General features: G+C 49.7%; 20 protein-coding genes. 13 read left to right on the forward strand and 7 right to left on the reverse strand.

Translation table 11 applies throughout. The annotated features are described in order from the left end of the window. Nucleotides 1-49: 49 nt before the first annotated feature. A complete protein-coding gene (locus KME12_02910; GenBank protein ID MBW4486722.1) occupies nt 50-640 on the forward strand; it encodes a hypothetical protein in 591 nt (196 codons plus the stop codon). Nucleotides 641-665: 25 nt separating this feature from the next. Here KME12_02910 and KME12_02915 read toward each other — a convergent pair whose 3' ends face one another. Beyond that, complete coding sequence (locus KME12_02915) at nt 666-1,010, reverse strand: Dethiobiotin synthetase (GenBank protein ID MBW4486723.1); 345 nt, start codon at nt 1,008-1,010, stop codon at nt 666-668. Nucleotides 1,011-1,335: 325 nt separating this feature from the next. Here KME12_02915 and KME12_02920 point away from each other — a divergent pair, with 325 nt between their 5' ends. From KME12_02920 to glmU, 7 genes are all read left to right on the forward strand, one after another. After that, nucleotides 1,336-2,523, forward strand: coding sequence for a DegT/DnrJ/EryC1/StrS family aminotransferase (locus KME12_02920; protein ID MBW4486724.1), 1,188 nt, complete (start codon nt 1,336-1,338; stop codon nt 2,521-2,523). A gap of 4 nt (nt 2,524-2,527) precedes the next feature. Further along, nucleotides 2,528-3,442 (forward strand): cyanoexosortase B, encoded by a 915-nt coding sequence (gene crtB / locus KME12_02925; GenBank protein ID MBW4486725.1) that lies wholly within the window; start codon nt 2,528-2,530, stop codon nt 3,440-3,442. Nucleotides 3,443-3,498: 56 nt separating this feature from the next. Next, nucleotides 3,499-4,302, forward strand: a complete 804-nt coding sequence (locus KME12_02930; GenBank protein MBW4486726.1) for a cyanoexosortase B system-associated protein — start codon at nt 3,499-3,501, stop codon at nt 4,300-4,302. 187 nt (nt 4,303-4,489) lie between these two features. Continuing rightward, nucleotides 4,490-5,785, forward strand: a complete 1,296-nt coding sequence (locus KME12_02935; protein MBW4486727.1) for a polysaccharide export protein — start codon at nt 4,490-4,492, stop codon at nt 5,783-5,785. Between the two features lie 128 nt (nt 5,786-5,913). Continuing rightward, entirely contained in the window at nt 5,914-8,109 is a 2,196-nt protein-coding gene (locus tag KME12_02940; GenBank protein MBW4486728.1) for a polysaccharide biosynthesis tyrosine autokinase, read from the forward strand. Nucleotides 8,110-8,436: 327 nt separating this feature from the next. Next, nucleotides 8,437-9,483, forward strand: a complete 1,047-nt coding sequence (locus KME12_02945; GenBank protein MBW4486729.1) for a two-component system response regulator — start codon at nt 8,437-8,439, stop codon at nt 9,481-9,483. A 52-nt stretch (nt 9,484-9,535) separates the two neighbouring features. Then, the gene (gene glmU / locus KME12_02950; GenBank protein MBW4486730.1) at nt 9,536-10,903 is read left to right on the forward strand and encodes a bifunctional UDP-N-acetylglucosamine diphosphorylase/glucosamine-1-phosphate N-acetyltransferase GlmU; all 1,368 of its coding nucleotides are present in this window, start codon (nt 9,536-9,538) and stop codon (nt 10,901-10,903) included. A gap of 47 nt (nt 10,904-10,950) precedes the next feature. Here glmU and KME12_02955 read toward each other — a convergent pair whose 3' ends face one another. Together KME12_02955 and KME12_02960 are read right to left on the reverse strand one after the other, a co-directional pair. Then, on the reverse strand, nt 10,951-11,250 hold the full coding sequence (locus KME12_02955; GenBank protein ID MBW4486731.1) for a hypothetical protein: 300 nt from the start codon (nt 11,248-11,250) through the stop codon (nt 10,951-10,953). 188 nt (nt 11,251-11,438) lie between these two features. Then, on the reverse strand, nt 11,439-13,217 hold the full coding sequence (locus tag KME12_02960) for an NAD+ synthase (GenBank protein MBW4486732.1): 1,779 nt from the start codon (nt 13,215-13,217) through the stop codon (nt 11,439-11,441). Between the two features lie 163 nt (nt 13,218-13,380). Between KME12_02960 and KME12_02965 the strand changes: the two genes are divergently transcribed. Beyond that, the gene (locus KME12_02965; GenBank protein MBW4486733.1) at nt 13,381-13,869 is read left to right on the forward strand and encodes a hypothetical protein; all 489 of its coding nucleotides are present in this window, start codon (nt 13,381-13,383) and stop codon (nt 13,867-13,869) included. A 19-nt stretch (nt 13,870-13,888) separates the two neighbouring features. Here KME12_02965 and priA read toward each other — a convergent pair whose 3' ends face one another. Further along, the gene (gene priA, locus KME12_02970; protein MBW4486734.1) at nt 13,889-16,405 is read right to left on the reverse strand and encodes a primosomal protein N'; all 2,517 of its coding nucleotides are present in this window, start codon (nt 16,403-16,405) and stop codon (nt 13,889-13,891) included. 825 nt (nt 16,406-17,230) lie between these two features. Between priA and KME12_02975 the strand changes: the two genes are divergently transcribed. The 4 genes from KME12_02975 to KME12_02990 all read left to right on the forward strand — a co-directional run bounded on the left by KME12_02975 (nt 17,231) and on the right by KME12_02990 (nt 20,251). Next, entirely contained in the window at nt 17,231-18,415 is a 1,185-nt protein-coding gene (locus KME12_02975; protein ID MBW4486735.1) for an RNA polymerase sigma factor, RpoD/SigA family, read from the forward strand. 117 nt (nt 18,416-18,532) lie between these two features. Beyond that, nucleotides 18,533-19,051, forward strand: coding sequence for a GNAT family N-acetyltransferase (locus tag KME12_02980; GenBank protein ID MBW4486736.1), 519 nt, complete (start codon nt 18,533-18,535; stop codon nt 19,049-19,051). Nucleotides 19,052-19,193: 142 nt separating this feature from the next. After that, a complete protein-coding gene (locus tag KME12_02985; GenBank protein MBW4486737.1) occupies nt 19,194-19,400 on the forward strand; it encodes a glycogen debranching protein in 207 nt (68 codons plus the stop codon). An 83-nt stretch (nt 19,401-19,483) separates the two neighbouring features. Next, nucleotides 19,484-20,251 carry a proteasome-type protease gene (locus tag KME12_02990; protein MBW4486738.1) on the forward strand — a complete coding sequence of 256 codons (768 nt, stop codon included), beginning with the start codon at nt 19,484-19,486 and terminating at the stop codon, nt 20,249-20,251. A gap of 7 nt (nt 20,252-20,258) precedes the next feature. Here KME12_02990 and KME12_02995 read toward each other — a convergent pair whose 3' ends face one another. Genes KME12_02995 through KME12_03005 form a run of 3 tightly spaced genes read right to left on the reverse strand, consistent with a single transcriptional unit; the run spans nt 20,259 to nt 23,609 of the window. After that, on the reverse strand, nt 20,259-21,161 hold the full coding sequence (locus KME12_02995; GenBank protein MBW4486739.1) for a transglutaminase family protein: 903 nt from the start codon (nt 21,159-21,161) through the stop codon (nt 20,259-20,261). 50 nt (nt 21,162-21,211) lie between these two features. Beyond that, nucleotides 21,212-22,162 carry an alpha-E domain-containing protein gene (locus KME12_03000; GenBank protein ID MBW4486740.1) on the reverse strand — a complete coding sequence of 317 codons (951 nt, stop codon included), beginning with the start codon at nt 22,160-22,162 and terminating at the stop codon, nt 21,212-21,214. A gap of 13 nt (nt 22,163-22,175) precedes the next feature. Further along, nucleotides 22,176-23,609, reverse strand: coding sequence for a circularly permuted type 2 ATP-grasp protein (locus tag KME12_03005; GenBank protein ID MBW4486741.1), 1,434 nt, complete (start codon nt 23,607-23,609; stop codon nt 22,176-22,178). Nucleotides 23,610-23,629: the final 20 nt, after the last annotated feature.

Consider the following 23,629-nt stretch of genomic DNA (forward strand, 5'->3'; position numbering starts at 1 on the left):
ATTCCCAATACCTAGGTGGCGGTTGTCATGTGTCAACAAGAGGCTTGTGATGAGTAGAGTGCAACTGGGAGCGGTTCTGTCTTTTGGATTGATGCTAATGCTAGGGGGCGGGCAGGCGAATGCTCTACCTGGCCAAACAACTGAAGAGGTGGGGGCTTGGATTCAAGCGCATCCGACTCTGCGGCCTGCCAGTGGTGAAAGACTCCTGGTGCGTAAAAGCGATAGTGCTGCCCAGCGATTTATTTTTCAAGCCTCTGTGCTCGCTCCTGGCAAAGTGATTCCCTCGAGAGATTCCAGCACGATCCGCTCCGAGCGCCTATCAATCTTTGACATGATTAATGGGGTAACACGCGATCGCCTAGAAGAATCGCTCCGGGTCATCTATGGTCTAGACGTCTATCAAGACTATGAACGAGCCAATCTGGTGTACAGCTATCCCGGAGAAGCGACCGCTTACCAAGCCCGACGGCGAGCCACTCCCTTGATGACAGCTTTACAGGGAGAACTCCGTATGGGCAATCGTTATGCTTATTGGACAGAAGTTGCTGAGAATCGCAACGGCCAGGCTTATGCAGGTCACGTTGCGGTGTTTTTTAAAAGCGACCTCACCAAATTAGAAACTGAGTTGCGCAATCGCTAAGCCCGCAGCTCAAGGTAAAACTTGGCTAAGCTGACTTCCATTCATCCGCAAAAATATTTTTGACGGCAGTTGCAATTCGCGTGATGTCTTCATCAAGTAGGGGTGGCCAAACCACTCCTGACTTGCGCTGCGATTCATACTGTTGGCGACTTTCTAGAGACAGTATGTGCAAAGTGTAAATCAATTCTCGGTCTATACTAGGCGCAGCTCGCAGGGCTTCAAATACAACTTTCAAAGCCAACAATACGGAGGTAACTTGCCCTGGAATGGGAGGTTTACCTTGCCTAAGACGGAGTAGAAACGCATCTTGATTTGCGTTGGTCAATTGAGCTTGATTGATCAGAAAACTGCGAGCGGTTTCGTAATCCATGCCATTTGAGAACAGTGGAATTGCTGTAAAGCTACCGTATATACCGAAGAATGCCAAGGTTGCATCCGCAAGCACAACTTAAAAAGTTGGTAAAGCGGTTCTAAAGTTAGCGTAATTTTTCGGGTTCTTAATCTCTATTTCATCAACGCTATCCAGGATGTTATTGGAAGTTTATTAATTATGCGGGCACATTCATAGACTCTTCACCGTTTCACTATGTTCAAAATTCAGTAATTCGCCCATAACTAGATTAGGCCCCAATCAATACCCCTCTGTTTTTAACTTCTGTCTCTGCTGTAACTCCTGTTTTGAACATTTTTTGTCTATGAATATCGCTGCTGAAACGATTCCATTTGTTGATCTCACACTGCAACATCAACCCATTCAAACTCAAATTGAACAAGCAATTCAGTCGGTATTACAGCAGGGAGATTATGTATTAGGCCAAGCACTGACAGAGTTTGAATTGGCCTTTGCCAGTGCTTGCCAGACAGAACATGGCATTGGAGTTGCTTGTGGCACGGATGCGATCGCTTTGGGTTTGCAAGCTTGCGGGGTTGGCCCTGGGGATGAAGTGATTCTGCCAGCGAATACCTTTGTGGCCACCTTGATCGGCGTTCTACGGGCAGGGGCAACCCCAGTCCTCGTAGACTGCGAACTGGAAACAGGGCTAATGGATTTAGCTGCCGCTGCCAAAGCGATCACACCGAAAACTAAAGTGCTGTTGCCTGTGCATCTCTACGGCCAAATGGTGCCCCCACGCCAGCTTTTAGAGCTCGCCAACGCTCATAATTTGCTGATTTTTGAAGATGCCGCTCAAGCTCACTTAGCAGAACGGGATGGCTACCGAGCTGGTTCTGTGGGCATTGCTGCCGCCTTTAGTTTCTACCCCAGTAAGAACTTGGGGGCAGTAGGAGATGGTGGTATGGTAGTGACGCGAGATGCTGAGGTGGCTCAAACGGTGCGATCGCTACGCAACTACGGTGCATCCCGCAAATATTTCCATACGGAATATGGCACCAACAGTCGCTTAGACACGTTGCAAGCCGCTGTCCTGAATGTGAAATTACCCCATGTAGCTGGGTGGAACCGCGATCGCAATCAAACTGCTCAATACTATGATGCGTTGTTGCAGCCACTCCACTCTGAGGGTTTGGTACCCATCGTCAACCAGAGTGGCGGTGGGCATGTGTACCACCTCTATGTCTTGCGGGTGCAAGATCTGTGTCCCTTAGAGCGCAAACTCATCCAAGAAAAATTATCTGCCCAAGGAATTCAAAGCGGCATTCACTATCCGATTCCTTGCCACCTACAACCTGCTTTTCAAAACTTAGGCTATGAGAAAGGCGACTTTCCTCAAGCAGAAAGGCTTTGCCAGGAAATTCTCTCTCTACCCATGTATCCTGGCTTGCAACCCGCTCAAGTAGAGCGAGTGGTGGCTTGCTTGCGGAGCCTGGTCAAAGCGTATCCCCCCGCTGTCAGCGTCCAGTTATGTACTCCGGTAGTGGCTTAAAACCATGCTAATTAGGCGAAAAGTTCCAATTGCGATCGAGCGATATTTGCTCAGTGGAGCAATTCTAAGTTTACTGGGGCTGCTCTACGCTCCTTTGCTGTGGCATTGGGTCGATGGCTGGCTCAACAAGAGTATCAGTACCGAGCATGAATACTTCAGCCACGGACTGATTGGCCTACCCTTTGCCGCTTATATTGCTTGGAACCAGCGAAAAGAGTGGTGGTGTTTACCTGAAGTCAACCATCCTCTAGGAATGGGTCTCTTAAGTTTAGGAGCCGTTTTCTACCTCAGTGGTCTCTCGGATCTAGTCAACTTATCTTTGCCAGCTATTTTGGTTGGCTTGTGTTTGTGGCTGAAAGGAATTCCAGGTCTGAAGCTACAAGGTTTTCCCCTCCTTTTGGTGTTTCTGGCCACTCCTACGGAGCTACCTTATCTAATTGCCCCCTATACCTTGCCACTACAGCATTTTATTGCCGCGATCGCAGGGTTTATTCTCAATCAGTTCGGTATGGATGTGACTGTTGAGCAAATCTACTTGTATGTAGGCGATCGCATCGTAGAAGTTGCGCCTTATTGTGCTGGCTTAAAAATGTTGTTCACCAGCCTCTATGTGGGCTTGATGCTGGTTTATTGGACAGGCACGTGGACTTCGCGAACTAAAACCAGCTTGTTTTTCCTCGGCACCGTCGTGATTAGCATCAGCGCCAATATTCTCCGCAACACCATATTGACCTTCTTTCACGGCACTGGGCAGGAGAAAGCTTTTGAATGGTTGCATGCAGGTTGGGGAGGTGACTTGTACTCTGCTTGTATGTTGGGGCTGACGGTCTTTTTATTGACTGTGATTGATCAATACTTCTCCAGTAGCCCTGAGTTTAGTAGCTCTGAGCCTAGTAACTCTGAACTGAGTGGCTCTTGAAGGGTTACTAAATAAAGCTTTATCCATTCCTTGAATAATTTCGAGTAATTGCAAAAGTGACCCGTTCCCCTACCATCATGTGGTCTTTACCTAAATCCTGGCAGCAGTTGCAGTTACCTAAAATAGCTGTACTGCTGCTGTTGCTGTTGCTACTAGGAGTTGGGGCAGCCCCCAGCTACTTCACAGGGCACTGGCGTTGGGCCCATCCACCCGAAAACTTAGCCTTTAAGCAACTGCGAAACTTGCAGAAAACGGAATTAGCGTTACCTGGTTGGAAAACAACTAAGCGGCAAACGGTACCGATTGGAGGGCATAAATGGCTGTTACAGGAGCTGCAAGCTCAATCTCTGACCGTACCGAGCAGTTTGTCTAAGACTGAACCCGCACGAGCAGTACTTCTCCTGACTAGCCCTAGTGGGGACAATAGCCAGCCAGAAGTCGAGTGGATGGATATCAATGGCTTTCAGCGCTGGAATACAGATTCTGCTCGTCTGTCAAAGTTTACGGTAGACGTAGGAGATGCTTTTACAAGCAGTATAGGCCCGGATAACAGCTCTCAAACGTGGTCTCCTGTACAGGTGAAAGCTCGCTTTCTACGAGGCTGGAATCAGCAACAAACCTTTGCCGTCTTGCAATGGTATTCTTGGCCCACAGGTGGTAGCCCAGCCCCGAGTGATTGGTTTTGGGCAGATCGTAAGGCCCAACTGCAGAACACCCGCCAGCCTTGGGTAGCAGTCTGTCTACTGATTCCTATAGAACCTCTAGGCGATATCGAATCTGCATGGCCTATCGCTCAGTCACTGGCCCAAAGAGTGCAAGCTGCCTTAATTACAGGCCCACTCACAGCCCCACTGAAATAGTTGAGTAGATAGTCATAAATACTCTACGGGTAGGAACTGAAAGGATTTTACTTCGTCGTCCTGTCCTAAACTGAGTCCTACTTCGGTTTCAATCAATAACCAAAAGTTAGATTTCGCCTTACTCTAAGGTTTTTAACCGACTTGCTCCCCTAGAAGTATAGAACCGCTCGCAACTCTTTCAATCCTTATGTCCCAAGCTTCTCGGATACGTCAGTTTCGTGTCTTCTCACTAACCAGCTTGTATTCGGTGGCATCCACAGCCTCGTTTACGACTCTGATTTGGGCAGCTAATGCTAGATTTTTGCCAGAAGCAGCTGTTGGGCAGACGGAACTGCAGTCTTTAACTATTGGTCAGAATCCCCCTAATTCTAATCAGCCAGTTGGCGATCGCCAGCCGCTACCCCTCGTTGTCCCAGCAAGCCCTGTTGCACCAGCCGTACAGCCACTGCCTAGCACTTTTCCCACAGCACCACTGCCTAATTCCTTCCCTGCCAATCCACCCAATGCCCGAACTCAGTTCGATCTCTATCGACTAGGACCTGGAGATGCAATCGGTGTAATTGTTAATCGTTTTCCTGATTTAAGTTTTACAGCCAACGTCAATCCCGAAGGCAACATTACAGCACCACTACTAGGAACGATTTCGGTTACAGGTCTCACTTTAGAAGAAGTTCAAGAACGGTTGCGCATCGGCTTTAATCGGTATGTAATCGACCCAATGGTGACAGTCAACCTGGGAGCGCAACGCCCAGTGCAAGTGACCATTCTGGGAGAAGTTACCAAGCCAGGTTTTTACCCTGTGCCCGGAGGGCAACCTCGGATCTCAAATGCTTTGCTAGCAGCGGGCGGCGCTACAAACCGAGCCGACTTAAGAGCAGTTCAGGTGCGTCGTACTTTAATTGATGGCACCGTAATTGAACAAAAAGTTGATTTGTTCACCCCCCTTGCCAACGGTGGCCAACTGCCAAACCTGCGTCTAGAAGATGGAGATGCGATCGTCATACCTAAACTAGATATAGGTATAGAGCAGGACTATGACCGTAATCTAGTTGCCCGCTCGACCCTTTCAAAGCAACAAATTACAGTTCGAGTTTTAAGTTATGCCGGGAATGGCATTGGCAACATCAACCTTGCCAATGGCAGTACCTTCTTAGATGCTTTAACTGCAATTAGCCCCAATTTGGAGAATACCAGACTCAAGAAAATTGCTCTGATCCGCTTCGATCAAGAGCAAGGTAAAGCAATTACCAAAGAATTAAATGCTAAGAAAGCTTTGATGGGCGATGTTTCCCAAAATGTCCCACTCCAAGATAATGATGTCATTGTTGTGGGTCGTAATTTGGTGGGTCGAATTACGTATGCTCTAAATACGTTTACTCAACCATTCCGCGATATTTTAGGATTTTTATTGTTCTTTGACGAAATTTCCGATAGTGCTAGTGACCTCTTCGGCCCTGGTTCTAATGATGACAATGACGATTAAGTGACAAGATACTTAAGTAACAAAGCGTAGCCAAATCTGCAACTAACTAGAAATGCTAGGTTACCTTAGAAGCTAACCTGCTTTATTCCCCCTTTCCCTGTCCCCATCTACTGCATTTTCCTGCTGCTATGACTCCCCCCTTTGTCAAACGTTATCTCATTGCTCTGGATCGACATAAATGGGCTGGACTTGCGGGTTTTGCCCTAATTATGGGTGCCTCTGTATTAGTAGCGGCTCAACCAGAGGAAGCGCCTACCTACGTCGCCCAAGGAGCGCTAGCTAACAATCGCCCCCCTGTGACATTTTCTGAAACAGGGACTCAGATCCAGGCGCAAGGACAAGTTCTCAGTCCAGAAATTCTCCTAGCCGATAATGTGGTTGAGGCTGCAGCCAGCCAGGTCAATGCTGAGCCGAGTGAAGTAAAGCGCAACACCACGGTAGAAGAACCTAAAAAGGGCAAAGATAACAAAGACAATAATGCAGGTGGTTCATTCATCGTTACCTATCGAGATGGTAGTGATCCAACGCGAGCCGCTGAGGCAGCTAAGGCATTGATGAATGGGATGGTGGAACAAAGTCGCCTCATCAATACAGCGCGTTTGCGGGCAATTATTCAGGAGCTCAATCAGCGTTTACCTCAAGCGACTAAAGAGCTGAGAGATGCAGAACAAAAGCTAGAGCAGTATGACCGCCGAGAAGGTCCTGCTTTGGTGGCGGCTCAAAACGGCAATGTAATTACGGCGATTCAAAACGCCGAGGAACAGCAACGGCAACTCCGCCTAGCCATGGAAGGGACAATGGCTCAAATGCGGAGCCTACAGCAAAGATTGGGCTTAAATCCTGAGCAAGCGTACGCATCCTCTGCTCTCAGCGCCGATCCAATTATTGCCAATTTACGAGCCCAAATTTACCAAAACGAATCGCAGATCGCGTTGCTGGCCCAGGACTTACGGTCTGAGCATCCCACAATGATTGATTTGCGCAATAAGCAGCAAGCTTACGAGCAGATGCTACAACAACGCGCTTCTGAAGTGGTGGGTGGAAACCAAGTTGCCGCACCATTGCTTGGTGGCAATCAAATTCGTCGAGACAGTAGCTTAGACCCAGCGAGGCAGCAGTTGGCCAACCAACTGACCGCTTTACAAACCCAATTGGATACCATGCGCCAGCAGATTGCGTCTGCAGCTCGAACTGAGCAAGAAATGCGGCGTGAATATGCCGTACTGCCTAACAAACAATTGGAGCGAACTCGCCTAGAACAGCAGGCAACTCTGAAACGTGCCTTCTATGACCGGATGCAGGCGGCTCTAGTTGATGCCAAGGCCGCAGAGGCAGAAACGGCTAGTAGTTTGACGATCGCGAAGCCCCCAGAGGTTTCGCAAGATGTGAAAGCTCCTAAGAATGCTCCTTTGACGTTGGGAATTGGGGCTCTGGTCGGGTTGTTAGTAGGCGGCGGCTTAATCTTGCTACTAGACTCTCTCGAAGGCAAATTCTACACCTTGGAGGACGTACGAGAAGCACTACGTCAGCGCGAGATCGCCATTCTGGGTGTTTTACCGCTGTTGCCTGGGGCTGATTCTTACAACGGTGAGATTCCAGTTGTAGTCGATCCAGAATCTCCCTACGCCGACTTCTACGAGCGCTTGCGGAGTAATTTACGCCGCGTCGAAGGCAAGATGCTTAAAGTGATCTTGGTGACGAGCGTAGTGGGTCAAGAAGGTAAGACCATTAGTGCTTACAACTTAGCGATCGCCTCGGCCAGAGCAGGCAAGCGGACTTTGATTATTGAAACGGATTTGCGATCGCCCTCTCAAGCGAGATCCCTTAAAATCACTCCAGATCCAGACAGTGTGATTGAACCGCTACGCTACTATGGCCAATTTGGCGACTGCATCCGTCTAGTCCCTGATATAGAAAACCTTTACATTGTCCCTAGCACCGGGCCACAACGTCAGGCTGCTGCGATTTTAGAGTCTAGCGAAATGCGCCGTCTGTTGGAGGATGTGCGAGGACGCTTTGATGTAGTCATTCTCGATACACCTTCGCTCAGCCTTTGCAATGATGCTCTCTTGTTAGAGCCTTATAGCGATGGCATGCTCCTCGTCACCCGACCCGGTTATACCGAGGATAGCTTGTTAGCTGAAGCCACTGACCAGCTGGCTGAATCAGACTTCCGGCTCTTGGGCGCTATCATCAATGGCGTGGACATTCCCGTACAATCTATTGAGCCTTTAGAGGACGACGAACTCATCGTTCAGGCACTAGATGAGCCAGATGCTGAAGACCTAGAGCAAGTAGCCACTGGTGGTAGAGACTACCGTTAGCAACAAGTAGAGCGATCGCGTATTTAGGGCAAGTAAGAGGGGCTGCGATCGCGTAGCAACTTGCTTGCTAGAACTTGAACTAGTAGCTCAACGGACTAGTTCAATCGAATCTTGTCTTGATCTCCGTAAAAAGCCTGATTTCGCAATTGGTACAATTGAACATACTGGTAAACATGGCATTTTACCCTTTCAGCTTTAAATTTTTATAAGCTTGTGGCCATTTAACTCTGAGGCACAACGCGCCCGGAAATAAAGCCCAACCATTAAACTAAGCAAACTAAATGTCCACCAGCTTAACTTGATTGGGTTTCTCTACCACCCTTTAACATGAGGTTCCCAGTGAACGGTCTTGAGCTAGAACGGCCCAAAATTCTGGTAGTAGATGACCACCCAGCCAGCCGGATGACGGCTGTGGCTTTACTTTCTGTGGAAGGATACGATGTTCTAGAAGCAGACAGTGGGCCTGCAGCTTTGACTTGTGTCACTGAGGGCAACCCTGACTTGATTCTCCTAGATGTGATGATGCCAGGAATGGATGGCTTTGAAGTGTGTCGTCGGTTAAAACAAGATGAGCAGACCCGGCTCACTCCAGTCATTTTTATTACCGCATTAAACGATCGACGGGCGAGACTCAAAGGGATTGAGGCAGGGGGAGACGATTTTCTTACGAAACCGTTTGACCAGTTAGAGCTATCGGCTCGTGTGAAGTCTTTGGTGGGCCAAAAACGGCTAAATGAAGACTTAGATCATGCTGAGCAAGTACTTTTTTCCATTGCTCGCACCGTAGAGAGCCGTGACCCCAATACTGGTGATCACTGCGAACGCCTAGTAATGCGGGTTAAAGCTTTTGGAGAATACCTGAATCTATCTCGGAGTGAAGTGCGAGACTTAATGTGGGCAGGGTACCTGCACGACATTGGAAAAGTTGGAATTCCGGATGCTGTCTTGCTAAAAACAGCGGGCTTTACTCCAGAAGAATGGGAAGTAATGAAGCAGCATGTGCTAATTGGGGAAAAGATTTGCCAGCCTCTGAGAACCATGCGGGGCGTGTTGCCAATCATTCGCCATCACCACGAGCGTTGGAATGGTTCGGGATACCCCGATGGGCTAGCTGGCAGTGACATTCCTTCTCTCGTCCAAGTCTTTCAGCTGATTGATATCTACGATGCCCTAACTCATGAGCGGCCTTACAAGCGAGCTTATAGCCCAGAGGAAGCCATCTCTATTTTGCTAGAAGAAACAGACAGGGGCTGGCGAAATCCTAAGCTAGTGAAACAGTTCCAGGATTTTGTTTATCAAAGTGAGATCAAACCGTTGCTCTCAAATCCCCAAGTTGAAACAGTTTCTCACCTGCTAGAATCACCTGTGAGTTAATCGTAGTAGAACCACGGTATACTCCGGTGGAACAGACTGGAATCAGAAGGGAATGGTAGCGGTAGCAATTTTAGCGGCTGGACGTGGAACACGTATGAAGTCGAACTTACCCAAGGTTTTACATGGCTTGGGTGGGCGATCGCTGGTGGAACGGGTTCTTAATAGTTTGTCTGAGATTGAGCCATCTCGACGAATCGTAATCGTCGGCTATCAAGGGCATCTTGTCCAAAAAGCTTTAGCATCTTTTACCGATGTTGAGTTTGTAGAGCAGGCAGAGCAGAAAGGGACAGGGCATGCCATTCAGCAGTTATTGCCTCATTTAGCAGGTTTCCAAGACGATTTGCTAGTGCTGAATGGAGACGTGCCACTCCTGCGGCCAGAAACATTGCAACAGTTGTTAAAAACGCATCAGCAACACCAAAACGCTGCAACCATTTTGACGGCTCAACTGCCCAATCCTAAAGGGTATGGGCGGGTCTTCTGCGATAGCCAAAACATTGTGAAGCAAATTGTGGAAGACCGAGACTGCACTCCTGCCCAGAAGCAAAATCATCGAATTAATGCGGGGGTGTATTGTTTCCGATGGCCTGATTTGGAGCGGGTACTCCCCCAGCTAAAAGCAAACAATGATCAACAAGAGTACTACCTCACAGACACGGTGAACTTCTTAGAGCCAGTCATGTCGGTAGACGTGGAAGATTATCAAGAAATTCTGGGCATTAACGACCGTAAGCAATTGGCGGGTGCTTATGAGATTTTGCAGACTAGGGTAAAAGATGACTGGATGGATGCAGGTGTTACTCTGGTAGACCCAGACAGCATCACGATCGATGAAACCGTCCAAATTGAACCGGATGTGGTGATTGAACCCCAAACTCACTTGCGCGGCAAAACCACGATTCGTGCGGGCGCTCGTATTGGCCCTGGTAGCTTGATCGAGAACAGTGAGATTGGTGAAAAAGTCACCGTTCTTTACTCTGTTGTTACGGACAGTACGGTGAAGTCTGCGGCTCGGATTGGTCCCTATGCTCATCTTCGGGATCATGTAGAGGTAGGCTCTGGCTGCCGCATTGGTAACTTTGTCGAGATCAAGAGCAGTACTTTAGGCGATCGCACCAACGTAGCCCATCTGTCTTACCTCGGCAACGCAACTCTAGGTGAGCGAGTGAATATCGGGGCGGGTACCATCACCGCTAACTACGATGGGGTGAACAAGCATCCGACTGTGATTGGCGATCGCACTAAAACAGGTTCCAATAGCGTACTGGTAGCTCCCGTCACCTTAGGGGCAGATGTCACTGTGGCAGCAGGTTCCGTCGTGACCAAAGATGTCTCCGATGATTCTTTGGTGATTGCTCGTGCCCGTCAGGTGACGAGAGTGGGCTGGCGCATGAAACCGCAGGCTGGAAGTGAGGGGTGAGACTCAGATTTCATCCCTCATCTTTTTCTCCGATTCCTTACGCCCCTCTACGCAACACAGGCCTGAAAAATCAACTGATGCCAAACTTGTTTGAGCACTCTAGCAATTAAGATTCGTTCTTCAATTGAGCAGTGGAACTGGTCGAGTAAAGGCGCAACTCGACTTGCTTCTTCACTTGAGATGCCGTAACGGAGTAGCTCTTGTTCGTAGGCTTGATCTCTCATCTCCTTGACTGGATCTCGCCCCTGAGCTAAAAGCTCTAGGTATTCCTCATCAGACATACCCAAGTCAATAATTTGTGGCTGACAATTTTGTGAATGATGTGGCACAGTTTGGCTCTGTAGCATTGCGTAAGGTGACTCTAAGCACCCAGGCTACTGAGCAGATTGGTTACTGCTGTAATTAAGTAGCCTAATAAGTTGCTTCCATTCAGAGTGCCCGTTTAAGCCCTATAGCACTCAGATCTCAGCCCTTAGTTGTTTATAACCTGCTAATTAGCTGAGAAAGGATGGGTGATTTTTGATGCTACAGAGGCTTACTGCTTTGAGATTTCTGCGATGGCGGCAGAGGTGTTTTCGGGAGTACTAGCTGCAACCCAACGGCTAGCAATGGGCATACGCCATCCCGTACCAAAGGCGCGATCGGTAATTTTGATGCCAGGCGGCGCTTGACGGCGCTTGAACTCAGACCGTGTGACCATTTTGACGACGCGATCGACCACGGCAGCATCGTGCCCCGAAGCCACGATCGCATCAGGGGGTTGGTGCTCATGAATAAAGCGATCGAGAATGTCGTCTAGAACGTCGTAGGGTGGCAAAGAATCCTGGTCTACCTGTCCGGGCTTGAGTTCGGCACTAGGAGGCTTGGTGAGGACGTGAGTAGGGACAACCTCAGCTTGGGAATTTTGGATTTTGGACTTTAAATTGGAGAACTGGTGGGATTCGCAGGGGGAGTTGAGCCACTCACAGAGGGCGTAAACACAGGTTTTGGGGACATCAGCGATCGCCGCCAAACCACCGTTCATGTCGCCGTAGAGGGTACAGTAGCCAACTGCCATTTCGGATTTGTTGCCTGTTGAGAGCAGCAGATGACCAAACTTATTGGCGATCGCCATTAACAAGTTGCCCCGAATCCGGGATTGAATATTTTCTTCAGCAATCCCAGGAGCAGTACCTGTAAATAAGTCGGTTAGACCTTGGTCGTAGTCCTGCATCAAACTACCGATGGGCAGGGTGTGAGTCTTGATCCCTAAGTTGTTAGCTAAATCCAGGGCATCGGTGATCGAGTGGTCGGAACTGTGGGGCGAGGGCATCAGCACGCCCAGGACGTTTTCTGGCCCCAAAGCTTCTGCGGCGATCGCGGCTACCAATGAGGAGTCAATGCCACCACTCAGGCCCAGCACCACTTGAGAAAAGCCACACTTACGCGCATAGTCTTGTACTCCTAGAACTAGAGCAGACCAAATTTCTGCGGTTTCGGAGCTTGGGTTGGAGGCGATCGCCGCAGGTGAATTCAGCGCTCTTAAATCCTGTTGTTCTGGGTCATACTCTAGCAGCACCAAGTCACTGGCAAACGCCTGCGCCTGAGCAATTAGTTCTCCTTGCCGATTCAGAGCAAAGCTGTTGCCATCAAAAATTAAGTCATCATTGCCGCCGACTTGATTGACATAAATAATCGGTTGCTGATAGCGAGTGGCGCTATACCGCAACATAGCAATGCGGGTTTGCTGCTTGCCAACGCTGTAGGGAGAAGCAGAAAGGTTGATGGTGAACGCTACGCCTGCTTGAGCTAAATCGGCGATCGGATTGGTCGTATAGCTGCGCTTGCCCCAAAATTCTTCATCGTTCCAAAGGTCTTCGCAGATGGTCACACCCATAGGCACAGAGTCGAGTTGGAAGTGATTGATCTGGCGACCTGGCTCGAAGTAGCGATCTTCGTCAAAGACATCGTAAGTAGGTAACAGTCGCTTATGAAAAATCTGCTGCACCTGCTGCTGCTCTAGAAGTGCAGTGCTGTTAAATAGAGGTTTGCCGCCTTCTTTTAGCGATCGCGCATTCAACTCTACGGTTCCGACTAAAGCGGCCAATCCGGGTGGTAAATCCTGGGCCAACTGCTGTAGAACTCGCTGCATCGCTGCAATAAAGCTGGGATCTAGCAGCAGATCACGGGGTGGGTAGCCACACAGCGAGAGTTCTGGAGTCAGGAGTAGACGTGCGCCTTGGGCCGCCGCTTGTTGGGCTGCTGCCAGAATTCGCTGAGCATTCCCAGTCAAATCGCCAATGGTGGGATTAAGTTGAGCGATCGCAATTTTCATCTACAGCTTGCTTAAATCTTTTGAGGCTTGGCTGTTTTCAGTTTAAATGAGTTGTCAGATTAGTTCTGGTTTAGGTAGGCAAATCGAGGTGTTGCTCAACTTCGACTCATCCACGCTACAGTTTTAATGAATTTGGTTGGGCTCGTGTCTGAAGCAATAGGTAATGGAACTTAATCGTTTACTCTACGAGAAATCAGTCCCTGACAAAGGCCATTTGATTATTCCATTTGTCTTTGGCATGGCAGACACAGCCTATATCTACTCCTACAGGCTTTTAGCAGAGGCAGGGCATAAAAGTGAGTGGCATCAAGCAGAAAATCCAGCGCAGATGTACTCTAGCTCCCTGAAGGAAATTATCTGTATTGCTCAGGAGCATTTAGCGCGAAACTTCTTCTATGAGACTAGTGCAGAGAGTTTTAAGCATCGCTATACCTACTGTCATAACTTGATTATTGTCTCAGAAATGGCAGGTAAATATTTCTATGATCACTACCCCCCTAGCCGACTCACTAACATCGCTGCCCCCAAGATTTTTGGGAGTGAAGCTGAGTGTATCAACTGGGTACAGCAAGGTTTAGATCACGCTCGCTCTAGCTCCAAACCAGAAAGCCGAACAGAAACTGTAGAGCCTGGTTTGTTGCCGCCCGACTAATGTTTTGGTTGGGCTGAATCTAGAGCAAGTTTAATGGATCGACATCGACGGTCATGCTGACGTTGGGTGGGCAGAGCGATCGCAGCTCATTCCAGTCGGGCAGTTCCACCGCTTGATCCAGCGGCAACTTGAGGAGAACTTGCCAACGATACCGCCGTGCGACCCGTAAAATACTGGCGGGAGCTGGCCCCAACAATTCGTAGCCTGACTCTGCTTGTTGAGGAGCCAACACCGCAGCAATACGTTTGGCAGTTTTCTGCACCGCTAACGGATCAGGACTACTAAACTTCAGTAGCACCAGGCGATTGTGGGGCGGAAACCGCAGGGTTTGACGTTGCAGTAACTCAGCGGCCACAAATGGTTCATATTCATGGTGTTGTACAGCCTCCACCACAAAATGTTCGGGCGAATAAGTTTGAATAATCACTTGTCCGGGTTCATCCCCCCGTCCCGCTCGGCCTGCGACTTGAGTCAGCGTTTGAAAGGCTCGCTCACTGGCGCGGAAATCGGGCAGATGTAACAGCCCATCTGCGGCGATCACCCCGACCAGCGTTACTTGCGGTAGATCAATCCCCTTAGTTAGCATCTGCGTGCCCACCAGCAAATCTGCGTCGCCTTCTGCGAACTGCGTCAACAGCGCTCGGTGCGATCCTTTGGTGCGAGTAGTATCGCTATCAAACCGGAGGCAGCGCAGATCGGGCAGATGCTTCGCGAGTTCTTGCGTTACCCGTTGGGTGCCACTGCCAAAGAACTTTAGGTAAGGGGAGCCACACTCTGGGCATTGAGGCGGGTGGAGGGCCGTGTGGTTGCAGTAGTGACAACGCAGTAACTGAGTTGCCTCAGCGTGGGTGTGATGGTAGGACAAGGAAACATCACAGTTAGGGCAATCCACCACATAGCCGCAACTGCGACAGGAAACAAAAGTGCTGTGCCCCCGGCGATGAATAAATAGAATGCCCTGCTGGCCTCGTTCTTGCAGCCGTTCTAGAGCCACCTGCAAAGCCCGACTGAAGATAGTTCGGTTCCCCTGTTGAAATTCCTGCCGCATATCAACCACTTCAATGGGTGGCAAAGGCCGCGATCGCACTCGACTTGGCAAAGCCAGATAATGCGGCCCAGACGAGTTAGCCTCTACGCTGGCCTTGGCGCTGACCCAAGTTTCAATCGAGGGCGTGGCAGAACCGAGAATCAAAGGACAATCGACTAACTCCGCTCGCCATTGAGCCACGGTGCGCGCATGGTAGCAGGGTGCAGGTTGATCTTGCTTAAAGCTAGAGTCGTGCTCCTCATCCAAAATAATTAGGCCGAGCTGAGGCAACGGCGCAAACACCGCCGATCGCGTCCCAATCACGACTTGTGGGCTACCGCTGAGCATTTGCCGCCAAGTGTCGTACCGCTCCCCCTCAGAGAGGGCACTGTGATACACACAAACCTTGCTGCCAAACCTAGCGCGAAAGCGATCGGTCAGTTGTGGCGTTAAGCCGATTTCTGGCACCAGCACCAGCGCTGACTGCCCCCGTTGTAGGACGGGTGCGATCGCCTGTAAATATACCTCCGTCTTGCCAGAACCCGTCACACCATGCAACAAAACCTGAGCAAAGCCAGAGAGTGAAGTGATAGTCGCTAGGGCTTGAGCTTGGTCAGGGGTGAGTTCTTTGGGTTGGTCGGGAGCGATCGCGACACCTGCTTCGGCCCGCAAAATTTCACGCGGCTGAATGACAATGCAACCTTTTTTGGCTAGGGTTTGCACTGTACCCGAACTAGTTCGACACAGTTGGAGGAGATCGCTGAGCCATAGATCTCCCCCTTCTCGCTGGAGGGTTTGAATGATTTCTTGTTGGCGTGGGCTCAGGCTTGTTTCTAGGTGGGGCGTAGCGACTAAAGTCACGGCTTGGCGTAGCTTGGGCCGCACTGCACTGGGAGGTTCGAGATAGCTCTCCACCAAACGTTGTTTCAGCAGTTCTCTAAGTCCGCGCTCGGCCCCCGGAATTTTTTGTTGTAAGTACTGCCAAGTGTAACTACCTTGTTTTTGGGCTTGAAGCCTGCTGAAAACTTGTTGGGCAACTGGGCTTAATTGACTGAGATCAATTGTATCTAAAGCTTTTAGCTCACTCAGGCGCACTCGTCGTTGCGATCGCCCCAACAACCCGGGGGGAAGTGCTACCCGAATCACCGCCATCAGGGAGGTGCAGTAGTATTCAGCCACTTGATTGAGCAAGGTCCAATAGGTAGCGGGAAAGAAGCCTGTACTCACCACCTCTTCTATCTCTCTAACCTGCGTCAGAGGTAAGTCTGGGGGAAGCTGAGCTAAAAGGTGAATTGCGATCGCTCCCACCTTCTGAGCCCCGAATGGCACCGTCAAGACATCCCCTGGCTGTACCGTCAACCCAGGCGGCAAAGCATAGGTAAAGAGCCCTTGGGCTCCGGGGCAATCTACTAAAACTTCCACCCAAGAGTGTGTAGTAAGGCCACAAGAGTAGCTAATTCCAGACTCAGCCAATACTGGAGTCGCAAGACTAAGACCGGAATCAGACATACCAAAACGCATCCAATGCTTAAAAACTTGAGGCGACCGTCAATTGGCCTTCCTCATTTTCGCCTAACTTGACCCGATCCAGAAATGCAGAGTGTTGAAGTTTCCCTTAAATCATCTCGAAAGAGTAAAACAGTAAGTTTGGCCCTAAAAACGGCAGGTCTAATTGCTGAGTTCGTATTAATCAGCTTCCGCATAAAATTAATATTAAATAAGAAAAATTTTTAACTATTCAGACTTCAATCTAAGGAGCAGAGGGCATTTCTCCCCAACGGTAGAGAAGGATATTTTTGTCAATATGAGATCCTGTTGTTAAAGAAAAGGTGATCAATCCAACTTTAAAACTAAAAAAGCTAAATGATTCTATTGCACCTACTGGGAGATCTTTTAAGTGCTAGTACTTTTTCTAACTAGTTACTACGGGTATGAGCACCTTTCTTGACAGAATGAGTTGCTTGAAGTGGTTGTGAGATAAGGGTGTAGGCCGATTCCCCCATCGGCTTCAGAAGACCCAGTTTGACTTTTTAACACTCGCACTTGGGAAGCAGGCGCTAAAAAATAGCTTTTAGCCAGTTTTGTTCTCAAAGTATCTAATATTTCCGCTGGAGCAACTTAACCCTCTGGTGATTTACGTAACCTATTTCAAAACAGGAATCAGATATCACTTATATGGTTGTCCTTGGATTCAGCCTGAGTGAATGAAGCGCTTTAGCCGCCTAAAAAGCTTAAATCTTAGCCCCCAAAAGAATACTGCTAAGCCAAGTGCCACCTCGTTATATGTATCCACCCAATAGCCTCTCTAACACAGACACCCAGTTAGATTTTGATATGCGCTTTTCTGAGTTTGACCCTAGCAATACCTTACAAATCGGAACAGAACCTGACTTCGTAAGTGTTACAACTTTTGAGGAGTCTCACCTAGCGGGAGGCGAAGTAGAGCCCAATGCTGCCGAACTAGCAACCCCTGATGCGCTGGACTTGGGAGACACTAACCTCTTAGAGCTAGAAGACCCAGACGCCACAGTCCAAATCGCTACTAGACTTTCGGGTTATAACAAAACCGTCTCGGATGATGCGGTCGGTGCCTTCTTCAAGGAGATGGCGCGCTACCCCCTACTCAAGCCGAACGAAGAAATTGAGTTGGCGCGTCGAGTGCAGTATCTAGTCGAAATTGATGAACTGCATGAGCGATTGAAAACTGAATTGGGTCGTCAGCCGACCAAAGCTGACTTGGCAGCAGCCCTTGAATTGACTGAGCGGCAACTAGAACACCGTCTTTACCAAAGCCGAGTTGCCAAACGCAAGATGATCCGCTCGAACTTGCGTTTAGTGGTTTCGATCGCCAAACGATATTTGAACCGGGGCGTGCCTTTCCTGGATTTGATTCAAGAAGGTGCTTTGGGTCTCAACCGCGCCACTGAGAAGTTTGATCCCGACAAAGGCTACAAGTTTTCTACCTACGCTTACTGGTGGATTCGGCAGGGGATTACTCGGACGATCGCCAATGATGCTCGGACGATTCGGCTGCCAGTGCATGTGGTGGAGAAGCTGAATAAGCTGAAAAAAGTCCACCGCGATCTAAAGCGAGAACTAGGTCGTAACCCTAACGAGGAAGAAGTAGCAGAAGCTCTAGAAGTTTCGCCTCGACAGTTACGCGAACTGCAACAGGTGCGTCGGCGATCGCTCTCCCTCAACCACCGCGTGGGTAAAGGGGAAGACACAGAGCTGATGGATCTGCTGGAAGATGGCAACACCCAATCACCAGAAGCTCAAATCAGTGAAGTGATGATGAGCCAAGATATTTGGGAAGTGTTGGCTGATGTGCTGACCCAGCGAGAGAAGGATATTATCTCTTTGCGCTACGGCTTGGCGACCGGAGAGCCTTGTACCCTGGAAGAAGTCGGTGGCTTGTTTAATCTCTCGCGGGAACGGGTGCGACAAATTCAAAGTAAAGCCATGCGAAAACTGCGCCGTCCTCAAGTAGCGGCTCGGCTGAAAGGCTGGTTGAAATAAAACCTAACCCCTAGCCCCTTCCCTACCAGGGAAGGGGAACAAGATTGTAGGCTAGAGCGAGGGCTTTTTAGTTCTGGCTAAATTGCTCTTGAGTTTTCTACCCTGTTTCTTGTGCTTATGGCCGTGTTTGCTTTTCCCTGTGTGGTGCGTCCTGCGATCGCTGCTGACATCCCCACGATTTTCGCATTGATTCAAGCTCTGGCTGAGTACGAAAAGTTATCGCATGAGGTGGTGGGTAGCCCAGAGGCGCTAGAGTCGCATCTGTTTGGCGATCGCCCTTATGCCGAAGCAATTATGGCGGAAGTAGCAGGTCAAGGCGTGGGGTTTGCGCTGTTTTTTCACAACTATTCCACCTTTCTGACTCAGCCAGGAATTTACCTGGAAGACTTGTTTGTGCTGCCAGAGTACCGAGGTCAGGGGATCGGCAAAGCGTTCCTAACATACCTGGCTCAGTTGGCAGTCGCTCGTAATTGTGGTCGTCTGGAATGGAGCGTTTTAGATTGGAATGCTCCGGCGATCGCGTTTTATGAACGGATGGGGGCGGATGTTTTACCCGATTGGCGCACTTGTCGAGTTACACGTCAGTCATTAGCGAATTTAGCGGCGATCGCGCCTGTTACACCTCTGCCCAGCTAGGCGCGATAAGTCTTGGCACCTGCTGTGACGGATTCTTGGGAATTGTAAACAAGGATACGATTTTGCTTGCTCTGAGCCGAGCTGTCCTGTAGAAATTGCTTTTAGGTAGAATAGTAAACCCAAAGCTTGGAGACACAACGCTATGACAATTTGGGTAAACGAACAAATCGATCCCTCTGGCATTCTCTATTCTTGCATCGCCTCTTGCAGCGAGGATCACGCTAAGGATTGCCATGAATCGTTTGAAAGCAACCTCACCGAAACCCAAAAAAAAGCAGGTTGGGTGGCTACGCTGCGAACGGTTAGTTCTTGGGATGAAGTGCCTGCCAGTGCTTTGAAGCTAGACTAGCTCTCCACTGGGTTTGAAGATGTTTTCCACCAGAACGGCTCTGGCTCTACAATCTAGAAAAATTCTTCATCCCCCAACCCACCATGACTTACTGTCTGGGAATCCTGACTAAATTTGGTTTGGTCATGGCTGCGGACTCGCGCACCAATGCTGGAGTTGACTACATCTCCACGTATCAAAAACTGTTTGACTTGTCTCAGCCCGGAGAGCGGATTCTGCTGCTCTGCACCTCAGGCAATCTGTCGGTGACTCAAGGAGCCTTAACCCTCCTGCGGCAAGACCTCCAGTCTGAAGCGGAAGTGAATCTGCATAACTTACCTAACTTCTATGAGATTTCTCGTTACATTGGGGAAAAGCTGCGCCAGATTCAAGAACAAGATCGCTCTTGGTTGCAGCAAGATGGAATTGATGCCAGTTGTACCGTGATTCTTGGCGGTCAGATCAAAGGGCAAGAACCAGAGCTGTACATGATTTACAGTCAGGGCAACTGTATCCACGCCACTAAAGACACCCCATTTCTACAAATTGGCGAAACTAAGTATGGCAAACCGATTCTCGACCGGACGCTAAACTTTGATACGCCCCTAGAATCAGCCGCTAAATGTGCCTTACTGTCGATTGACTCCACCATGAAGTCGAATATTTCGGTAGGGCCACCAATTAGCTTGATCATGTACGAAACCAACACCTTTAGGATCAAGCATGAACTGCGGCTCCGGATTGGCGCGCCTTATTTGGCTCAAATTCGTAGACATTGGGAAGCCTGCTTGCGTCAAGCCTTTGAGTGCATGCCCGATATTGATTGGGAGCACACCCTACAAGACTCCAATGAAGATATCCCAATCGACTAAAAAGCGGTTAAGTATTCGTCGCGAATTGGGAAAATCCAGAGTCCGTGAGAGCTTGAATGGATAAGTGATATTTCAGGCTAGATTGGACTGCGCCCGCTCGATTCAACGTCCCGGAAATGGGTGCAGCGTAACCTGGAGCCGCACTCGCCACCAACGCAATGTGATGATCGGCCACTGCTAAGCCCTGGGTGGGATCATAACCGCGCCAGCCTGCTCCAGGTAAATACACTTCTGCCCAAGCATGGAGATGTCGCTCCGTGGCTTGGCGATCGCCTGCCTCATAACCACTGACAAACCGTGCCGCCAATCCCATCGCCCGACAAGCTTCCATAAACAACACGGTCAAATCGCGACAGGAGCCTAAGCGTTGTGCCCAGGTGATCCCCGGCGCTAGAGGTTCGCCAAATTCGCGAATTGTATGTTTACAGGTTTGGTGGATGCGCTGACTCAGTTCTGAAAGAAAAGCGATCGCGTCTCCCCCAGTAGCTTGATGAATCTCCTGCGCTAACTTCACAGCGACGGGATCAAGAGCAGTGGAATAGTGTAGCGTTTGCCCGCTTAAGTAGGGTTTGAGCTGGGTATGTAGGGAGGCAGGATAATCAATCGGCAACTTCAACGCCCACGCCTCCATCAAATAGTCGAAGGGGTTGCTCCGGAGCGTTTCGACTTGTGACAACACCTGAACTTGCAAGCGATCGGTTAACTCTTGCTGAAACCACAGCTTAACTACTGCATTGCCGTCTAAGTCTGTGATCTGGGAGATACCCAACGGTTTAGGGTCAATCACTAACGAGAACGATTGCAATGATTGGCTGGCATCACAGCGAGGCCGCAGCCTGACCAAGTGGGGAGCCAAGGTCACAGGCTGACTGTAGCTGTAGGTAGTGGTGTGGGCGATTTGGTAATGCAAGGGGAGTTAGGAGGAGAGGGGGAGAATGGAGCGATCGCGTGATCCAGGCTTTATACCGGATTGACGGCGACAAAGGTAGAAAAGACTTTTTCGCCAATGTCATTCAGTTGGCGCTGAATTTTATCTAAAAACTCATGTAACCCTGCTTCAATAATGTCGTCAATCGTCAGGTAGCCCAACTCGGAGCGCAACCGTCCTACTGCCCGCTCCGCTGGGTTACTCCAAGTTCCGGTTGGGGTGCCTGTGATCAGATGCAGCGATCGCTCCGCTTGTAGAATGCAAAACTGAATCGAGCGGGGAAATTCGCGATCGAGAACCAGGAACTCTGCCACTGCAGTTGGGTTAATTCGGTGCCGCTGCCGTTTGCGATACATTTCGTAAGCACTGGCTGACCTCAGGAGCGCCATCCACTGCAACTGATCCAAAGTGGTGCCCACATCTTTAGCCGAGGGGAGCAGGATAAAGTATTTCACATCTAGAATGCGCGCTGTTTTGTCCGCTCTTTCTAGCAAGCGGCCAATTTGCCCAAAGTGCCAACCTTCGCTGTGGGTCATTGTGGCATCCATAATCCCCGCGAACAAATGGCTAGACATTTTTACCTCAGCAAAGAAGTCCTGCCATTCAGGTGTCGCCTCTGCCTCAGCCGCCTCTTTCACCATAAAGTAGAAGGCATTGAGCTGCTGCCACATCTCCGAGGAAATCACCTCTCGCACCGAACGAGCATTCTCGCGGGCTGCGGACAGACAAGAGAGGATCGAATTCGGATACTGGCGATCGAAGGTGAGAAACCGCATCACATTGTCTGCGGTCGCTTCGCCATAGCGCTGCTGAAACAAAGGTAAGTCGCCTGTAGTCAGGATCAGGGGCTCCCACTGCTGGGTGACTCCGGCGGGAGAGTCTAGCAATAAATTCAGATTTACTTCAATGAAACGAGCCACATTCTCGGCCCGCTCTACATACCGATTCAGCCAATAAATTGAATCCGCGACTCGACTGAGCATAATTTCTACCTCCTTACTTGCAGACCACCCAAGTATCTTTGCTGCCGCCGCCCTGAGAGGAGTTGACGACGAGAGAGCCTTTTCTCAGCGCTACCCTGGTTAAGCCGCCAGGACTAACGTAGATGTTTTTGCCGTAGAGAATGTAGGGGCGTAGATCGACGTGACAGCCTTCAATTTGCTCTTCCATTAAGGTGGGCACACGAGAGAGACAGAGCGTCGGTTGGGCGATGTAGTTGCGGGGATTGGCCTTGATTTTTTCGGCAAAAGCTTCACGCTCTGCTGGAGAGGCTTGAGAACCGATCAACATCCCATACCCGCCGGACTCGTTGGCAGCTTTGACCACCAGCTTGTCTAGATTCGCTAAAACATGGCTTTGCTGTTGCGGTTCCCAGCAAAGGTAAGTTGGCACATTGGCCAGAATCGGTTCTTCGCCTAAGTAGTAGCGAATAATCTGCGGCACATAAGCGTAAATGACTTTATCATCAGCTACGCCTGTCCCTAGGGCATTAGCCAAACCCACTCGTCCGGCGCGGTAGACCTCCATCAGCCCTGGAACCCCTAGCAGCGAGTCTGAGCGGAAAGCTTGGGGATCAATAAAATCATCATCAATGCGACGGTAGATCACATCGACTCGCTGCAAACCTTTGGTCGTTCGCATTTGCAAATAGCCATCGGCAACTACTAGATCCCGCCCTTCCACCAGTTGCACGCCCATTTGTTGGGCCAGGAAAGAATGCTCAAAGTAGGCGGAGTTGTAGATACCGGGACTCAGCACCACGACGGTGGGGTCACTAAGATACTCTGGCGCTAAATTTAGCAACGTTTCTAGGAGGTGACTGGGGTAGTCTTCTACGGGTTGAATCGGCATCGTGTTGAAGAGTTGGGGGAAAGTACTCTTCATGACACGCCGATTTTCTAGCACATAGGAGACACCAGAGGGACAGCGGAGATTGTCTTCTAGCACATACCAGCGCCCATCGCGATCGCGCACCAAATCAGTTCCAGTAATGTGACACCAAATGCCTCCCGGTGGATTCAGGCCGAGGCAAGGCTTGAGAAACCCTGTAGCTGAGTAAATCAGTTCTGCTGGAATCACGCTATCCCGCAGAATTTTTTGCTCATTGTAGATGTCATGCAGAAACAAGTTCAGCGCGTAGATACGTTGCTTTAAGCCTTGCTCTAGTTCTTTCCATTCTTGCGCGGAGACAATGCGGGGAATGATATCAAAAGGCATGATGCGTTCTGTGCCTTGCCCGTCGCTATAGACATTGAATGTTACACCTAGTTTCATTAAGGCAATTTGGGCCGATTGCTGACGACGTTTAATTTCACTAGCTGAGAAAGAATTGAACCGTTCGATTAAGAGGGTGGCTTCCGGGCGGGGCTGGCTTTTGGCAGTGAACAACTCGTCATAAAAGCCCTCTGGATCGTAGTGATCAAATCGCACAGCAAACCACCCAACTTGTT

It is taken from the genome of Trichocoleus desertorum ATA4-8-CV12, from assembly GCA_019358975.1.
In the GTDB taxonomy this organism is placed as follows: domain Bacteria; phylum Cyanobacteriota; class Cyanobacteriia; order FACHB-46; family FACHB-46; genus Trichocoleus; species Trichocoleus desertorum_A.

What these genes read in the sequence shown, in the direction of transcription:
- KME12_02910 (MBW4486722.1), top strand. Translation starts at nt 50, where the DNA reads ATGAGTAGAGTGCAACTGGGAGCGGTTCTGTCTTTTGGATTGATGCTA.
- KME12_02915 (MBW4486723.1), bottom strand. Translation starts at nt 1,010, where the DNA reads ATGGATTACGAAACCGCTCGCAGTTTTCTGATCAATCAAGCTCAATTG.
- KME12_02920 (MBW4486724.1), top strand. Translation starts at nt 1,336, where the DNA reads ATGAATATCGCTGCTGAAACGATTCCATTTGTTGATCTCACACTGCAA.
- crtB (MBW4486725.1), top strand. Translation starts at nt 2,528, where the DNA reads ATGCTAATTAGGCGAAAAGTTCCAATTGCGATCGAGCGATATTTGCTC.
- KME12_02935 (MBW4486727.1), top strand. Translation starts at nt 4,490, where the DNA reads ATGTCCCAAGCTTCTCGGATACGTCAGTTTCGTGTCTTCTCACTAACC.
- KME12_02940 (MBW4486728.1), top strand. Translation starts at nt 5,914, where the DNA reads ATGACTCCCCCCTTTGTCAAACGTTATCTCATTGCTCTGGATCGACAT.
- KME12_02945 (MBW4486729.1), top strand. Translation starts at nt 8,437, where the DNA reads ATGAGGTTCCCAGTGAACGGTCTTGAGCTAGAACGGCCCAAAATTCTG.
- glmU (MBW4486730.1), top strand. Translation starts at nt 9,536, where the DNA reads ATGGTAGCGGTAGCAATTTTAGCGGCTGGACGTGGAACACGTATGAAG.
- KME12_02955 (MBW4486731.1), bottom strand. Translation starts at nt 11,250, where the DNA reads ATGCTACAGAGCCAAACTGTGCCACATCATTCACAAAATTGTCAGCCA.
- KME12_02960 (MBW4486732.1), bottom strand. Translation starts at nt 13,217, where the DNA reads ATGAAAATTGCGATCGCTCAACTTAATCCCACCATTGGCGATTTGACT.
- KME12_02965 (MBW4486733.1), top strand. Translation starts at nt 13,381, where the DNA reads ATGGAACTTAATCGTTTACTCTACGAGAAATCAGTCCCTGACAAAGGC.
- priA (MBW4486734.1), bottom strand. Translation starts at nt 16,405, where the DNA reads ATGTCTGATTCCGGTCTTAGTCTTGCGACTCCAGTATTGGCTGAGTCT.
- KME12_02975 (MBW4486735.1), top strand. Translation starts at nt 17,231, where the DNA reads ATGCGCTTTTCTGAGTTTGACCCTAGCAATACCTTACAAATCGGAACA.
- KME12_02980 (MBW4486736.1), top strand. Translation starts at nt 18,533, where the DNA reads ATGGCCGTGTTTGCTTTTCCCTGTGTGGTGCGTCCTGCGATCGCTGCT.
- KME12_02985 (MBW4486737.1), top strand. Translation starts at nt 19,194, where the DNA reads ATGACAATTTGGGTAAACGAACAAATCGATCCCTCTGGCATTCTCTAT.
- KME12_02990 (MBW4486738.1), top strand. Translation starts at nt 19,484, where the DNA reads ATGACTTACTGTCTGGGAATCCTGACTAAATTTGGTTTGGTCATGGCT.
- KME12_03000 (MBW4486740.1), bottom strand. Translation starts at nt 22,162, where the DNA reads ATGCTCAGTCGAGTCGCGGATTCAATTTATTGGCTGAATCGGTATGTA.